This is a genomic window from Reichenbachiella sp. (assembly GCF_039944555.1).
Taxonomy (GTDB): Bacteria; Bacteroidota; Bacteroidia; order Cytophagales; family Cyclobacteriaceae; genus Reichenbachiella.
The window spans coordinates 452,848-468,760 of sequence record NZ_JBDUYN010000008.1; the positions used below are offsets into that span (position 1 = coordinate 452,848).

General features: G+C 39.8%; 17 protein-coding genes. 7 read left to right on the forward strand and 10 right to left on the reverse strand.

All coding sequences use genetic code 11. From position 1 onward, the window contains the following. Positions 1-35 precede the first annotated feature (35 nt). From ABJD64_RS15585 to ABJD64_RS15605, 5 genes are all read left to right on the forward strand, one after another. A complete protein-coding gene (locus ABJD64_RS15585; protein WP_348195040.1) occupies positions 36-2,018 on the forward strand; it encodes a BatA domain-containing protein in 1,983 nt (660 codons plus the stop codon). After that, positions 2,018-3,280 (forward strand): dihydroorotase, encoded by a 1,263-nt coding sequence (locus ABJD64_RS15590; RefSeq protein ID WP_348183158.1) that lies wholly within the window; start codon positions 2,018-2,020, stop codon positions 3,278-3,280. Before ABJD64_RS15585 ends, ABJD64_RS15590 begins: the two co-directional genes overlap by 1 nt. 6 nt (positions 3,281-3,286) lie before the next feature. After that, positions 3,287-3,796: a DUF4199 domain-containing protein gene (locus tag ABJD64_RS15595; protein ID WP_348183160.1), complete on the forward strand. Its 510-nt coding sequence runs from the start codon at positions 3,287-3,289 to the stop codon at positions 3,794-3,796. Between the two features lie 62 nt (positions 3,797-3,858). Further along, entirely contained in the window at positions 3,859-4,398 is a 540-nt protein-coding gene (locus ABJD64_RS15600; protein WP_348183162.1) for a DUF4199 domain-containing protein, read from the forward strand. 4 nt (positions 4,399-4,402) lie between these two features. Then, a complete protein-coding gene (locus tag ABJD64_RS15605; RefSeq protein WP_348183164.1) occupies positions 4,403-5,374 on the forward strand; it encodes a glycosyltransferase family 2 protein in 972 nt (323 codons plus the stop codon). On the opposite strand, the gene ABJD64_RS15610 is transcribed toward ABJD64_RS15605, so the two are convergent. Both ABJD64_RS15610 and ABJD64_RS15615 read right to left on the reverse strand, forming a co-directional pair. Beyond that, positions 5,371-6,138, reverse strand: coding sequence for a methyltransferase domain-containing protein (locus ABJD64_RS15610; RefSeq protein ID WP_348183166.1), 768 nt, complete (start codon positions 6,136-6,138; stop codon positions 5,371-5,373). The two genes, ABJD64_RS15605 and ABJD64_RS15610, sit on opposite strands and share 4 nt — an antisense overlap. 57 nt (positions 6,139-6,195) lie before the next feature. After that, entirely contained in the window at positions 6,196-6,804 is a 609-nt protein-coding gene (locus ABJD64_RS15615; protein WP_348183168.1) for a hypothetical protein, read from the reverse strand. 290 nt (positions 6,805-7,094) lie between these two features. Here ABJD64_RS15615 and ABJD64_RS15620 point away from each other — a divergent pair, with 290 nt between their 5' ends. Beyond that, positions 7,095-9,458, forward strand: a complete 2,364-nt coding sequence (locus tag ABJD64_RS15620) for a sodium-translocating pyrophosphatase (protein WP_348183170.1) — start codon at positions 7,095-7,097, stop codon at positions 9,456-9,458. 98 nt (positions 9,459-9,556) lie between these two features. Then, positions 9,557-10,339: a DUF3667 domain-containing protein gene (locus ABJD64_RS15625; protein WP_348183172.1), complete on the forward strand. Its 783-nt coding sequence runs from the start codon at positions 9,557-9,559 to the stop codon at positions 10,337-10,339. On the opposite strand, the gene ABJD64_RS15630 is transcribed toward ABJD64_RS15625, so the two are convergent. From ABJD64_RS15630 to aroQ, 8 genes are all read right to left on the reverse strand, one after another. Next, entirely contained in the window at positions 10,336-10,989 is a 654-nt protein-coding gene (locus tag ABJD64_RS15630) for a methyltransferase (protein WP_348183174.1), read from the reverse strand. The genes ABJD64_RS15625 and ABJD64_RS15630 overlap by 4 nt on opposite strands. A 175-nt stretch (positions 10,990-11,164) precedes the next feature. Beyond that, positions 11,165-11,521: a YciI family protein gene (locus ABJD64_RS15635; RefSeq protein ID WP_348183176.1), complete on the reverse strand. Its 357-nt coding sequence runs from the start codon at positions 11,519-11,521 to the stop codon at positions 11,165-11,167. A gap of 46 nt (positions 11,522-11,567) precedes the next feature. Next, positions 11,568-12,848, reverse strand: coding sequence for a sigma-70 family RNA polymerase sigma factor (locus ABJD64_RS15640; RefSeq protein WP_348183178.1), 1,281 nt, complete (start codon positions 12,846-12,848; stop codon positions 11,568-11,570). A gap of 2 nt (positions 12,849-12,850) precedes the next feature. Then, positions 12,851-13,384 (reverse strand): GNAT family protein, encoded by a 534-nt coding sequence (locus ABJD64_RS15645; RefSeq protein ID WP_348183180.1) that lies wholly within the window; start codon positions 13,382-13,384, stop codon positions 12,851-12,853. A 12-nt stretch (positions 13,385-13,396) separates the two neighbouring features. Further along, positions 13,397-14,302: a PhzF family isomerase gene (locus ABJD64_RS15650; RefSeq protein WP_348183182.1), complete on the reverse strand. Its 906-nt coding sequence runs from the start codon at positions 14,300-14,302 to the stop codon at positions 13,397-13,399. A 101-nt stretch (positions 14,303-14,403) separates the two neighbouring features. Then, positions 14,404-14,877, reverse strand: a complete 474-nt coding sequence (gene rnhA / locus ABJD64_RS15655; protein WP_348183184.1) for a ribonuclease HI — start codon at positions 14,875-14,877, stop codon at positions 14,404-14,406. 12 nt (positions 14,878-14,889) lie between these two features. Continuing rightward, complete coding sequence (locus ABJD64_RS15660) at positions 14,890-15,465, reverse strand: MarC family protein (protein WP_348183186.1); 576 nt, start codon at positions 15,463-15,465, stop codon at positions 14,890-14,892. Further along, the gene (aroQ, locus tag ABJD64_RS15665) at positions 15,465-15,887 is read right to left on the reverse strand and encodes a type II 3-dehydroquinate dehydratase (RefSeq protein ID WP_348183188.1); all 423 of its coding nucleotides are present in this window, start codon (positions 15,885-15,887) and stop codon (positions 15,465-15,467) included. Before aroQ ends, ABJD64_RS15660 begins: the two co-directional genes overlap by 1 nt. Positions 15,888-15,913 lie beyond the last annotated feature (26 nt).

Below are 15,913 nucleotides of genomic sequence, written 5' to 3' on the forward strand. Positions count from 1 at the left end.
CTTGACCAAGGATTTTTAGTATAGATTTGTCTCCAATGAGTTTTATTTATCCAATTTTTTTGTGGGGACTCACCGCACTAGCCATTCCGATCATTGTCCACCTTTTCAATTTTAGGAAAGCGAAAAAAATAAGTTTCTCAAATGTCAGATTTTTAGAGAGTGTCAAGAAGAAAAGTTCTTCGAACTTGAGAATCAGACACTTACTAATTCTACTCTGTCGATTGCTTTTTATTTTTTTTCTGATCCTAACATTTGCGCAACCTGTCATTCCAAGCAAGGAAGATGGACTTCGAAGCAAATCGGTGGCTATCTACCTTGACAATTCCAACAGCCTATCGAACCTGACTGTTAATGATGTGAGTGGATTCAACGAAATATTAAGCGTTGCACAGGAAATAACTCTTTTATACTCATCTGAAACGAAGTTTAGTCTGATCACGAATGACTTCCTCCCAGGCAGCCATATTGGTCGGTCCAAGAATAAAACGTCCGAAAAACTTACGGAAATTGAATACTCTAATTTGTCTCGAAACGGCAAAGAGATTTTTAGCAAGCTACGAGCAGGTGATCCAAACGAAATCAAGGATGTTTTCGTCCTTACAGACTTTCAACAATCTACGTTTGGTGATTTAAGTTTATTTAAAGATTCTATCAATTTCTATCACTTGGTAGCTACAGATCTACTTAAATCAAAAAATATTTCTGTGGATACGGTATTTCTTACCAATCCATTTTTAGTACCCAATCAAAAAAATAGTGTTCGAGTTAGAATTAAAAATCAAGGGTCAGAAATTAATGATCTTCATGTTAAATTTTTAATCAATGGCAGACAAAGCGGAACCTCAAGTATTGATATAGGAGCGAATGACAGCAAAGAAATTGTTTTCGAGCTTACAGGAGGATTAACTAAGTTAAATAGATGTCAAATCAGCTTTGAAGATTTTCCTATTTCTTTCGATAACGACTACTACTTTGCACTCAATCAGGCAGGTAAAATCAATATTGTCGAAATTTTTGACACATTCAATAATCCTATAAGTCAAGTCTATAAAAACAATGACTTATTCAACTTTACATCATTTCATTTAGAAAATATCTCCTATCCTGTACTTGAAAGTGCGGATCTCATTATCATAAATGGACTCCCAACTTTGGAAAATGGATTGAAAGCCCAAATCGAAAAACAGTTAGAACTTGGAAAATCGGTACTCTTTATACCAAAAGGTGGTGAATTTGCCGAGTATGAATTTGCCGGGCTTAGAATTATTAAGGATTCGGTGGGAGTCAAGACTCCGCTCAACGTACCGGATGTTGCGAATCCGTTCTATGAAAATATCTTTGAGTCTCTAAGTAGTGATACTCAGATGCCACTCGTATCTTCCATTTATAATTGGCCAAACAGAGACATAACCTTATTACGAACCAAAACTGGTCATTCATATTTGAGTCGAATCTCTCATACGGGCAATTTATATTTATTAGCCTCTCCACTAACTTCAATTTATACCAATTTTCATCAGCACGCGCTATTTGTTCCAGTCATGCACAGAATAGCTGAACTTAGTGGATCAAACAATCAACCACTTGCTTATAGTGTAGACGAAACAAACATTTCCTTAACCGTAGATAGTATCCCAAGTGGTCAGTTGTATAAATTGATGAAAGAAGACGGTGAGCTCATTCCATCTCAACGTATAAAAGCCAATGAACTCTTACTAGACATGCCTAAGTATTTACTCTCTCCCGGATATTATGATCTGATGCTTGGCGGCCAAAGAATCTCTGCACTGGCCTTTAACCATTCAAAGAAAGAATCAGAACTGAAGACCTGGCCAATCGAAGAAATTGAAGCTCAACTATCAGGAATCCAACATCTTCAAATCTATCAATCTCAAGATGCAAGGGCATTTTCTAAAATCATGAAAGAAAAATATCACCAGCGAGAATTATGGAAATATGCTTTAGTTTTGTCCTTGATATTTCTGTTTGCTGAAAGTGTGCTATTAAGATTTTTATAATGAATATACTCATCAGAGAAGTCAAAGTCCTCGACCCCCACTCTCCTCATCACAATAAAGTAGTTAATATTCATATCAAGGATGGGCAAATTGTAGCCATTGACAAAAAAGAACATAAAAGTGATACACGAATAGAGGGAAAAGGATTATTTGTTTCACCAGGCTGGTTTGATTTGCGAGCCAACTTTAATGATCCGGGCAACGAGCATAAGGAAGATTTAAAGAGTGGTGCTTCTGCAGCTGCACAAGGTGGATTTACAGGGGTTGCCATATTACCCAACACCAACCCTGTTATTCAAACCAAAAGCAATGTAGAATACATCCTGTCTAAAACTAAATCTTACTTGACAGATATATATCCAATGGCCGCGTTAACACTGGATACCAATGGGGAAGACCTGACCGAGATGTTGGACTTACATGCGGCGGGGGCTATTGCCTTCACTGATGGCGAAAAAACTCTTTGGCATACAGATATCATGCTAAAATCATTGATTTATCTACAAAAAGTAGATGGTCTTCTAATCAATCAACCTGAGGATCAAATGCTCACCAGGTTTGGATCCATGAATGAAGGCACCGTAAGTACTATGTTGGGATTGAAAGGTATACCGAGCTTAGCTGAGCATCTGTCGATAAAAAGAGATCTGGACTTATTAAAATACGCTGGCGGCAAAATTCACTTTTCCAATATTTCATCAAAAGAGAGTGTAAATCTGATAAAAAAGGCGAAGAAAAAAGGCTATAAGGTAACCTGTGATGTAAGTATTCATCATCTTATACATACTGATGAAGATTTGTCAGGCTACAACTCTAATTACAAAATCAACCCTCCACTTAGAACTGAAAAGGACAGAAGAGCCTTAATAAAGGGCTTGTACGAAGGAGTGGTTGATACCATTACCTCATCTCATTCTCCACAGGATGAGGAGAGTAAGAAACTGGAATTTGATCGGGCGGAGTTTGGAATTTCCGGGCTGCAGACGTTACTTCCATCCTTGTTGCAAATTCAAGGTGAACTTGACATGATGACCTGGATAGAAAAGTTAACATCAAGACCTCGGGCCATTCTTAAATTGCCAGCAGTTTCAATTGAAGAAAAGAAAACAGCCAACTTGACCGTATTCGACCCAAAAGCAAAATGGATACTTGATGATCAAACCAATCAGTCTAAGTCAAGAAATTCGCCATTTTTCGATCGAGAATTGACGGGTAAGGTAAAAGCAGTAATCAACGGTGAGCAATTTCAAATTTTCGAATAATCCTATATGAAACCCCTTTTTCAAGTTCCGCTGAAGTTTGGACTAATCGGAGCAGGTATCAAAATTCTTATGTTTTTTGTTTTGCTCTGGACAGATGCAAATCCGCTACTGGAAATGCAAGTTTTCAACCTCATTATTCTTCCTGTTTTTATTTTCTTTGGAATAAAAGAATTTAGAGATACTTTTAATCAAGGCATTCTAAGTTTTAGTGAAGGAATGACTATTGGGCTCATTATTTACCTTCTCATAGGTTTACTTTATGGAGCATTTTTGGCAGGGGCGTTAAATATTATTGACACATCTGTAATAATGGAAGAATATATTGCTACTAATCTGCAAAAATTGGAAGAAAGTAGGAGTCAGTTTGGTCAGAAAGAATTTGAAGAAAGCTACCGGGAAAATCAAAACAGCTCTATTTACGTCCCAATTAAGGACATTATAATTAGAACCTTACTCATCGGCTTTTTGCTTACGAGCCTTCTTTCGACCGTTTTGAGAAAGCAACCCAAAAAATAATTAAACGAAGCTGCTGTTAATTAGTCAGGCTTTACTTTATTTAACCTTAAACTATTACCAAAATGGAATCAAATTCAAGCTCAGCCCCTATAAAAAGTGGACTAATATTAGGCCTGATCGGTATCATTATCATGATGCTGGTTTATGTGATAGACATCTCACTTCTTACCAACCTCTTCTTTGGGTTAAGTATGATGGTTGTATCTGTCGTTTTACTTGTCATTTTTGGAAAGAAGTATCGTGACAACGAATTGGAAGGATATTTAGAATTTGGACCAGCCTTTAAATTTGTATTTATCGCCTCGTTAGTCTCAATGATTTTATCCGGGGTATTTCAAATCCTGCTTTACACCGTAATAGACCCAGAACTTCCTGAAATTCTTATTGAAGGTACATTACAAAATACCGAAGAGTTACTAGAATCATTTGGCACTCCTGCCGAAGATATTGATAAGGCCTTGGAGGAAACAGAGAAAAGTATGGAGGGCCAATTCACGGTTAAAGGCATCTTGTCTGGAAGCTATATATGGCTGATACTCAGTGTGGTTTATGCGCTTATAGCTGGAGCTATTATCAAAAAATCCAGACCGGAATTCGAGTAACTTAATGAGTGAATCTCCAGATATATCCATAATCATACCTCTTCTCAATGAAGAAGAATCACTGCCTGAACTTCACTCCTGGATAGTGCGCGTGATGGTGCAAAAAGGATTTCGCTACGAAATCCTTTTTGTTGATGACGGTAGCACTGATAATTCCTGGGAAATTATCAGTCAACTGGCAAAGGAAAATACCCATGTAAAGGGCATCAAGTTCAACCGTAATTATGGCAAGTCTGCCGCACTAAATACAGGATTCAAAAATGCAAATGGTGAGGTCGTCATCACCATGGACGCAGACCTGCAGGACAGTCCTGATGAAATCCCCGGACTGTACGACCAAATCACTAATGATGGATTTGATCTGGTGTCGGGCTGGAAAAAAAAGCGCTACGATCCTATTATGAAAACTATCCCTTCAAAATTTTTCAATTTTGTAGCACGTAAGTTTTCGGGAATTAAGTTGCACGATTTCAACTGTGGGCTGAAAGCATATAAGCAAGATGTGGTGAAGTCCATCGATGTCTATGGAGAAATGCACCGTTATATACCATTCCTTGCGAAAGGCCAGGGATTTGTTAAAATTGGTGAACGTGTGGTCCAGCATCAGGCCAGGAAGTACGGCGAAACGAAATTCGGATTAGAACGGTTTGTTTTCGGGTTCCTGGATCTATTGTCTATCTCTTTTGTATCAAAATTTAAGAAGAGACCTATGCATTTTTTTGGGTCTTTTGGTACGCTCTCCTTTTTCTTTGGAACAGTCATCACGCTTTGGGTGATCGGACGAAAATTCTATGAAATTCAAATGGGCCTTCCTGCTCGAGATGTTGTTGATCAACCGCTTTTCTTTCTGGCTCTGGTCGCTGTCATTATTGGTGTTCAGCTTTTTCTAGCAGGTTTTATCGGTGAAATGATGACTCAATCTTCGACGAGGAAGAATGATTATCTGGTGAGCAAGAAGATTGGGCTGAAAGATTAATCTTTTTTGCAGAGGTGAATAATTTCATTTTCCGGTAAGGCGTATTTTTCCTGATCTTCCGCTGACAAAGTATTTACAAAATCATCCTCCACAACCGTAAATCCAGCTTTGCGTAAGCGATCTGGATAATCATTGCCATATAATCTGACATGATCATCTTGACCAAACAGTCTTTCACGTTCTTTTGGATTGGTCACAGTTGCGTCTTCCAGAGTTACGTCGGGTACAGGATGAAAAATTGGAATTTGAATAATAGCCCAACCTCCAGGCTTCAGAACTCTATAAATTTCCTTCATTGATTCGATATCGTTGTCTACATGCTCCATCACATGATTGCAAAAGGCTACATCAAATCTATCATCTTCAAATGGCATTTTGTGAATATCCATTTTGACTTTGGCCAAAGGCGATTCCAAATCAGCTGTGATATAGTGATCACCATGAATTTCTTCAAACCTCTTGATAAAGCACAATTCAGGTGCAACGTGCAACACTTCCTGTCCTGCCTCAAAAAAGCTAGTTTTTTGCTTCAGATACAACCACATAAGCCTATGACGTTCAAGAGCCAGGCAATTTGGACAAAGCGCATTTGCCCTAGCTATTCGCCCATAGGGCACAAACTTAGAAAAATGACTTTCACAAACCGGACACGTCACTTTGTTGCCCCTGTAAAAAAGAGCAACGACTTTGAGCGCCACATGGCTAAAAAGCTGGAGGTACTTTCGCGGAATATGGCGAACGACAAAACTGATGATTTTCTTCAAGGCATTAGGAATTAATGCGCAAATATAACCCTAGCAATGAAGTTGAGAAGTGTTACTTTATTTTTCTATCAATTCTTCAAGTTCATGATTGATATGATCATAATCAAATCGATAGGTGTATTCTGAAGCTTCCATGTTGTCCAAAATCTCTCTTACGTGCGCAATCACCTTTTCTTCTCTATGTTTCAGCTCATCTGAATTCACAAATTTCAAAGAAGCAATCATCTCGGCAAACGTAGCATTCATGAAACGCATGGCTTTATATCTGTCTCCCTGGTCAAGATTATGTTCAGAAATAGTCATACAGGCATGAGCGATAGAATTCAAAGCGTTGAAAAAGGCTTTATTCAGATCAGTAACTACAAGTGAATCACTTCTGATTTCTCTCTCAACAATTTCCAAATCCTCCACTGCGCGTTCCATATGCGCAGCTGAAGAACTATCAGTATACTGTTCAATCACCCTCATTTCCATCATCGCATCATCAAGCTCTTTTATTGCTCCATTATAGTCCCCATTTACAATCAAATGGCGAGCATCTGACAAGTGTCTTACAGGTTCCATGGCCCGCTCGATAGTTAATTCATCATGAATCATATTTACTAGATGCAGTATACCTATAGAGACAATGATCACTAGCATACTTGGAATTGCTGTTGTTTTCACTTCCATGAAATTTGCTTACTTGGTACTTTATTAATCGATTTTAGATCGTAAAGTACGCAATAATCCTGAAACTATTTTCTATTCAATCCTATTTCAAGACTGAAATTCGACGAGTGTTGAAATAGTGCATTAAAATGTAAAATACAGCCAACCACAGTTCGTCCCTATTCCCTTAGCGACAATATTTTTTATTCTAGGCCGATCTCTTATCTTTGCGCTGGTTTAAAAAAGAGGGCTTTTTCGCCCTCTTTTAATTTTAAATAAGAGTTTAAAAAATTCTAGGAAAAGATATGAGTAATTTGATTTATGTGCCAATAGCATTGGCCTGTCTGGGACTTGTATTCATGCTTATAAAAATGGCATGGGTAAAAAAACAAAGTCCTGGAAATGAGAAGATGCAAGAAATCTCAAAAAACATCAAAGAAGGAGCTTTGGCTTTCTTGAGTGCCGAATACAGATTGCTGGCCATCTTCGTAGTGGCAGCTTCATTAGCACTATTCGGAATCTCTACTATAGTAGAGTCAACCAGCTGGATGATTGTTCCGGCATTTGTTGTAGGTGCAGTATTTTCTGCGGCAGCTGGCAACATTGGCATGCGAATAGCCACAGAAGCTAACGCCAGAACTACAGAAGCTGCCAGAACAAGCTTACCTAACGCTTTGAAAGTTTCTTTCGGCGGTGGTACTGTCATGGGACTTGGTGTAGCCGGATTGGCTGTACTTGGTTTAAGTTTATTCTTCCTTGTCTTTGTCAACATGTTCATGGGCAATGGCACTTTCTACGGCGACATGACTATGGTATTGGAAGCCCTTGCCGGTTTCTCATTAGGAGCCGAGTCTATAGCACTTTTCGCTCGAGTAGGTGGAGGTATTTATACTAAAGCTGCAGATGTAGGCGCTGATCTTGTAGGAAAAGTAGAAGCTGGTATTCCAGAAGATGATCCTAGAAATCCTGCAACGATTGCGGATAACGTTGGAGATAACGTAGGAGACGTAGCCGGCATGGGTGCTGACCTTTTCGGTTCTTATGTGGCCACTGTTTTAGCTTCCATGGTATTGGGTAACTATATTATCAAAGACATGGCCGATGCAGGGGTAGTGTTAGATACTTTTTATGGCATGGGCCCTATCCTATTGCCTATCATGATTGCCGGTGTTGGCATTGTTGCATCGATCATAGGAACTTTCCTTATCGGTGTAAAAGATAATGAAGCGAAAGAAGCTCAAGTGCAAAAGGCTCTAAATACTGGAAACATTGCGGCAATTTTAATTTCCGCCGTAGCAGGTTGGTTTTTGGTTGACTGGTTGCTTCCTGAAACTATCACAGGCATGGCTTTCTTTGGTGAAGGAGTAAAAGACATCCCTAGCAGGCACGTATTCTACGCTACTTTGGTAGGCCTGTCAGTTGGATACTTAATTTCACTTTTCACAGAATATTACACTGCGCTTGGAAAAAAGCCAGTTATGGATATTGTACAAAACTCATCAACAGGTGCTGCGACTAACATTATTGCCGGCCTATCTGTTGGTATGATTTCTACTTTCTCTTCTGTAATTCTTTTCGCTGTAGCAATTTGGGGTTCTTATGCCTTAGCTGGATTCTACGGAGTAGCAATTGCAGCTTCAGCCATGATGGCGACAACGGCCATGCAGTTGGCTATTGATGCATTCGGACCTATCGCAGACAACGCTGGCGGAGTTGCTGAAATGAGCGAATTGCCAAAAGAAGTGAGAGAAAGAACCGACATCCTTGATGCCGTTGGAAACACAACTGCAGCGGTTGGAAAAGGATTCGCGATCGCTTCTGCAGCCTTGACTGCACTAGCACTTTTCGCCGCTTACGTAACTTTTACGGGTATCGATGGTATCAACATTTTCAAGGCTGATGTATTAGCTGCATTATTCATTGGTGGTATGATTCCAGTGGTTTTCTCAGCATTGGCTATGAAATCTGTGGGTAAAGCTGCCATGGAAATGGTAATGGAAGTCAGACGTCAGTTCAAAGAAATTCCGGGCATATTAGAAGGAACCGGCAAGCCAGATCACGCCAGATGTGTTGAGATTTCAACTCAGGCTGCCTTGAAGGAAATGATGCTTCCTGGTGCTTTAACTATCGTTACTCCAATCATCATTGGATTTGCCATGGGACCTGAAGCATTAGGTTCATATATGGCAGGTGTTGCCGTATCCGGCGTGATGTGGGCCATCTTCCAAAACAACGCAGGTGGTGCGTGGGACAACGCTAAGAAGTCTTTCGAAGCGGGTGTCATGATCAATGGCGAGATGACTTATAAAGGGTCTGATGCGCACAAGGCGGCCGTTACTGGTGATACAGTTGGTGATCCTTTTAAAGATACTTCAGGGCCATCTATGAACATCCTGATCAAATTGACATGTTTGGTAGGACTGGTAATTGCTCCTATTTTGGGTGAAGTCTACGGCACCGGTGGCCACGCGGCTGAAGCTAAAATTGAAATGATGGGATGCAAGCACGAAGGTGCTTGTACTGCAGCATGTCATGCTAAAATGGATGACAAAAAAACTTGTGCAGCTGGATGCACTAAAGCTTGTTGTACTTCAAAAAACAGTACTGAAGAAGTCGAAGAAGAAGTTGTACTTGACAAAGAAGTTTCTCAATTAGAAATCGAAGAGTAAGAACGACTTTAAAAGAATAGAAAAGCGAGGGATATCAATCTCTCGCTTTTTTTGTGCCTCAGATTCTTTATAATTGAAGTGCAATGCAGACAGTGCCTATGAAATCTTGCATCCAATGTGGTGAACCCACTTCCGATAATTACTGTTCGAAATGTGGCCAGAAACAAAATATTCAGAGACTTACACTAAGTTCGTTCTTTAGCGATTTCTTTAGTCGTGTGTATGGACTGGATGGAGCATTTCCTAGAACAGTTATTGGTCTTACAAAAAACCCTGCTCTTGTTGCTCAAGAATACATCAAAGGTATTCGCGGAAAATATGTCGGGCCAGTGGGCTACTATTTTTTGATATTTGCAATACTACTTCTGTTGATCGAAATCTCTGGTTATGAGGTGGCTGATTATTTTCCCAAAACAGAAGAAATTTCAGATTCAATCATCGACGAAACCGGAACCACGAAAAATTCAGAAGCAAAAGCACTCGGTAGAATAATCAAAAGTAAAATCTATAGCAACCTTCAATACATAGCGGTTCTGATGGTTCCTTTTTTAGGGATTTGGGGAAGTATCTGGTTCAAAAAATCAAAATTTAACGTGCTCGAAAGCACAGTTTTTGCATTTTTCATTCTTGGTCAAGCAATTATTTTTAACATTATCGGATTCCTTTTTTTTGCGTTAAGCGGTTACAAAAGTCTTAGCATTGTTAATGCAGTGGCCATCATCTATTATACGGTTTGCATCAGTTTGTTCTATACTGAAAGTATTACGTTCAAATCTATACTAAAGGCTCTAGTCGTGTATGGGTCAGCGTTTATATCATTTATGATTTTCACGACTGCAGTCATTGTACTGATCATCATTTTTCAAAGATCATTTGGCTAGTACTTCAGGTAATAAGTACGCATCAACTTGTTGAAAGCCATCGAATATATCCGTCCCTCTCTAATATTCAATTCGTCAGCCTCAATTGCCTCTTGATATTTTGTTATTCTCGAAATCACACGAAAAACGGGTCCATTGGGTTGGTTTCGAATAATCAAAGCGGGTAAACAAAACAACCCGGCCTTCTCTGCCTCAAGCTTAAATTGTTTCGTCTCCAACTCAGGATATAGAATGAAGGCTCTTCCTTCTTCAGAAAGTAAATCTTTAAGTACCAACGCCAAATTAGTTTTATCGAAGTCTGAAGTATCATGTTTGGCGAGGTTTTTATTATCAATTCCTGATTTCAGACTATTGGTAAAGAAAGGAGGATTGGAAATGATGAGATCATATGTTTGATCAATAGTTTTAGCATGGTTAAAAATATTCTCATTTATGACTTTGATACGGTTCGCCCACAGTGATTCGGACACATTTTGCTGAGCCTGCTCTGACGCATGGCCATCCAACTCCACAGCATCTATCGGGGCATCCATCCGCTGTGCCAGCATGAGAGATAGAAGTCCAGTACCTGTCCCAATATCAAGTATGCGAGTGGGCCTCAAGTCTGGCACCCATGCACCGAGAATACAAGCTTCTGTGCTTACTTTCATTGCACATTGGTCTTGATGTACAGTGAATTGTTTGAATTGGAAGTAGGTGTTAGCCACTGATTTTTTTAAGTCAAATATTAGGAATTTTTAAGCAGAGATAAGATTTTGGAAAGATTGATTTGATCAAAAAAACCCAAAGAGCTCTCAAATACCCTTTGGATTTTAGCTCGAAGCTTTAATTAATTCCATCAACCTTCATAATGGGCCTGACTTCCAGTCTCCATTCGCCATCTTCAAATCTCGGATCTTCTTTAGCCATTTGGATTGCTTCTTTCAATGAATCGGCCACCAAGTGATAGTAACCTGAAATTACCTCCTTTGTTTCATTAAAAGGACCATCAACAAATCCTCCATTTTTTTGAGCGACCAAAACGCCTTCCATTTCCAACGGCTGAGCGGCTTTCATTTTTCCAGCTTCTGCCAAACGTTTGATATATGCTCCTACTTTTTGTACATGCGCTTGCTGTTGCTCTGGCGAAAGGTCGGTAATAGGGTTGCCTTCGTTTCTAATAAATACCATGAATTCTTTCATAATCTATTTTTTTTAAAAGTTTATACCCTCATTACAACTGAGACTACTAAAGAGGGACAACCCCCTTCAGTTTTTTCTTTAAAAAAGTCTTGTCTCGTTCATTATCTGCCAGTTTAATTGCTCTTTCAAAGTGTGAAATTGCTTTTTCATTGTGATTAGCATTTCTATGGAGTTCACCAAGCGTTGAATGAAGTAAATAGTTATCTTTCAAATCAATCCGAGTTTCCAATAGTTTCAACTCTGCAATAGCCGAATCATCACCGTGCACTTTCGAAAGAGCCACCGACCTATTCAATCTAATGATTGCCGTATCCTCCATTGTCAACCACGCGTCATATAGGGCTAGTATTTCCTTCCAATTGGTTTCCTCGAAACTTGGTGCTATGCAGTGATTGGCAGAAATGCTCGCCATAAGTAAGTAGTTTGATACAATTCCCTGCTGCTGCGCCTCTTCCAGATGATAAAGTCCTTTGTCGATTAGCGTTTTATTCCATAAAGACCTATCCACCTTTTCCATTTCAAGGGTCCCTTCATTTTCATTAACCCTAGCCTCAAAACGAGAAGCATTCAAATACATGAGGGCTAAAAATGCATGGCAATGCACTTTTTGGGTAATTATTGGGTGAGAAGCGAGTATATGCGTAAGTCTGATCGCCTCGAGGCAAAGGTCGGTACGGATAGACTGGTTTTTTCGGTTGGGTAAATACCCTTCATTGAACAGGAGGTAAATAGCTTCTAAAACCACGTCGCAATTTTTGCTGATCCTTTCTTCGGAAACTATTGATAAATCAACTGACCTCAACTTTTTTCTTCCACGAACCAGACGTTTATTGATGGTATCTGTATTCGTGAAAAAAGCAGCTGAGATTTCGGAAATGCTAAATCCACAAAGGATTTTCAAAATCAATGTGATTTGCACTTCTTCCGAAATAGAAGGATTGCAGCAAGCAAACATCATTCGCAATTGCTCGTCTGCGATCTGTTCGTCAGAAAAATTGAAATGAACTGCTTCGTCTGTATCACTCTCCTTTTCAAATTTTCTTTTGTGCTTCTGGTGTTTTAGATAGTTGAAGGTCTTGTTTTTGGCCGTTGTATAGAGCCACCCGCTGGGATTTTCGGGAATACCATGATGTTGCCAATATTCGACTGCAACCAAAAGAGAATCTTGCACAATATCTTCAGCGCTTTCAACATGTTCTGCTCCCAGGTATTTGGCAACTACAGCTACCATTTTCCCATATTCATTTCTGAAAAAATGTTCGGTTAGCTGATTTTCCTTGCTTTGTACAGTTTTTTTCTCGTTGATGCTATTGATATTTTTTATCAAATCTAATTCACTTCGTCAAATCTAATTCTAGACATTTCATATCTATTCACCAACTGGTGAAAACATATGATACCTGGAATGGTTTCGTAGCTCCTGATAAATTCAAATCCGACCTTCTCCAAAGCCCTATTTGGGGCAGGGTTGAGTGCATAAGGTTCGCAAATTAGTTTTTCCAACCTAAATTTATCAAAGTAAATCGGTATCGTTTGCCTGACCAGATCAAGCCCGTTCCCTCCTTGTCTGTCTTTGCTTTCCCAAATATGCAAGTGCATGGAAGCATGCTTACCGAATTCGATTTGATTGACATTGGAATGTCCAATGGCTCTACCGTCTACTTGCCAGATCACGTAATAGATTTCCTTTTGATCAAAAGGTATATCTAACTCATGCTTGATTCTTTCAATCCAATTGGCTCTCTCTGGCAATTTGCTTTTATCTGCACCCATGCCCCTTAGAAAGTCTTGGGTCGCCTGAACAAAGTAGTCAACCACTCTTTCAACATCAGCAGGTAGCATTTCTCTAATTGCTGTAATCATTTGTTTTTTTAATTATTCCAGGGTTAACTCAGTCCTAAACACAACAACTGCATCTCCCTTTATTTGAACCAAGGTTGGTATTTTATTTTCAATACTGACGCTTACTTTTACAAATCCTTGCCTACCCATTTGTTCTCCCTGACCTCCATTAAACTCAAATAAACCATCTTGAAAATCAACAATTCTATTTTGAATCAAGTAAGCACCTAATGGTCCGTTGGCATTACCTGTTACAGGGTCTTCATTGATACCGATGGCCGGGGCAAACATCCTCCCGTGAGTAAGAATGTCCCCATCGTCTGAATCAAACGTAAAGACAAAATACCCATTGCAATTTATCCGTTCACTGAGTTCAGACAAGGTCGAAAAATCCGGAGTAAGTTGATTGAGCCTTGCCCTACTTTTAATCCCAATCATCACCTTCGAATGTCCGGTGGATGCGATCTGAATTGGGCATTTTACGTCCAAATCAGATGGGTTTAAACCCAATGCCGTTATCAGTTTCTTGGTCACCAAATCATTCAAGGCAGGACTGTATTCAACTTTGCCCTGAGTCATGATCACCTGGTAGTCTTCGTTATTCTTAATGATCTCGAATGGAAGAATACCTACCTGAGTTTTAAAATTTAAGATACAGGATTCAAATTCTCTTTCGATAGCAAGTGCATACATGGCTGCTATGGTGGCATGTCCACAGATGGGTACTTCCGTACTTGGCGTGAAGTATCTGATGACTCCGTCACAATCGCTACTATCTGGAGAAAAAAGAAAGGCCGTCTCCGAATTGTTTAGCTCTCTTGCTATTCGCTGCATTTGGATCTCATTCAATCCATCGGCATTCACAACAACCCCTGCTGGGTTGCCTTTGAATTTCTCCTTGGTAAAGGCGTCTATTTGATACGTGATCAGCTTTTTCATACCTCCTCAAAAATGTAAACCCATTTTCACAAATACTGTGAACGGAAATGATGGTGACTTGGGTTTGGAGATTAAATTTTGTCTGCCGCTACAAGCGAATTTCAAAAATCATTCACCCCATTCTCAAAAGCCTGGTCGGCAGGAAGATTAGGTGCTGAGGCCGCTTCGACCGCCAACTCATCACAACGTTCATTTTCCGGAATACCGGCATGACCTTTCACCCATTTGAAGGTGACTTTGTTTCGCTTGTAGGCGGGAATGAACCGCTCCCAGAGGTCTCGGTTTTTCTTGTCTTTGAAGCCTTTTTTAACCCAGCCCCAGAGCCAGCCCTTTTCTACTGCATCCACTACATATTTGGAGTCTGAGTAGATCAAGATCTCTGCATTGATCACTTTAAGCGCTTCCAGGCCTTTGATTACTGCCAGGAGCTCCATGCGATTGTTGGTGGTTTTGCGAAAGCCTTCTGATAGCTCCTTTCGGTGACCTTTGGCTAAAAGAACGGTTCCGTAGCCCCCAGGGCCCGGATTACCACGGGATGAACCATCAGTATAAATTACAATGCGAGGACTAGTCATAAAAGGAGGTAATTACCAAATGGCCAGGCCATTCTTAAAGAGTTTAATTGAAATGGCCAGGAGAATAATGCCAAAGACTTTTCTGATCACATTGAAACCTGCATGACCAATCTTTTTTTCCAACCATGATGAAGATTTTAGAACTACGTAAATCAAAACCAGATTTATGATGATACCCACCAACACATTGGTCAGCTCATATTCTGCCCTCAGTGAAATCAATGAGGTCATGGTACCGGGGCCAGCGATGAGCGGAAAGGCGATTGGCACAATCGAAGATGAAGCTGGAGCATCAGGATCTGTTTTAAACAATTCTATTCCCAATACCATTTCCATGCCGATCAAAAACATAATCAAAGCACCGGCTATAGCAAATGAGCCCACATCTATCCCCAACAAGCCCAATATTTTCTCTCCAAGAAAGAGAAAAATAATCATAATAATGCCAGCTACAATCGTGGCCTTGCCGCTGTGTATCTTTCCCGTCTTTTTTCTTAAATCTATGACGATTGGGATATTCCCCATGATGTCTATGATTGAAAACAGGATCAAGGACACGGATAATATTTCTGTAAAACTCAATTGCATCACTTGTTGTCTACTAAAAATTTAATTCCTTCTTTATATCCATCCAATCCTAAACCGATGTAGTGTGCCGCACATACTGGAGTAAGATAACTATGGTGCCTAAATGCCTCACGCTCCATGACATTGGAAATATGCACTTCTACTACTGGAGTAGTGACTCCTTTTACAGCATCGGCCAGAGCTACAGAGGTATGGGTATATCCTCCCGCGTTTAATACTATACCGTCAAATTCAAACCCCACTTCATGGATTTTGTCTATCATGACGCCTTCGTGATTGGTTTGTAAATATTCCAATGCTACATCAGGAAATTTGATTTTCAGATGCTCAAAATAATCTTCGAAAGTCTCATGTCCGTAAATCTCCGGCTCACGCTTCCCAAGCAGGTTTAGATTCGGTCCGTTGAGAATGAGTATTTGCATATTAAAATTTAATGATTCAAAGTCTA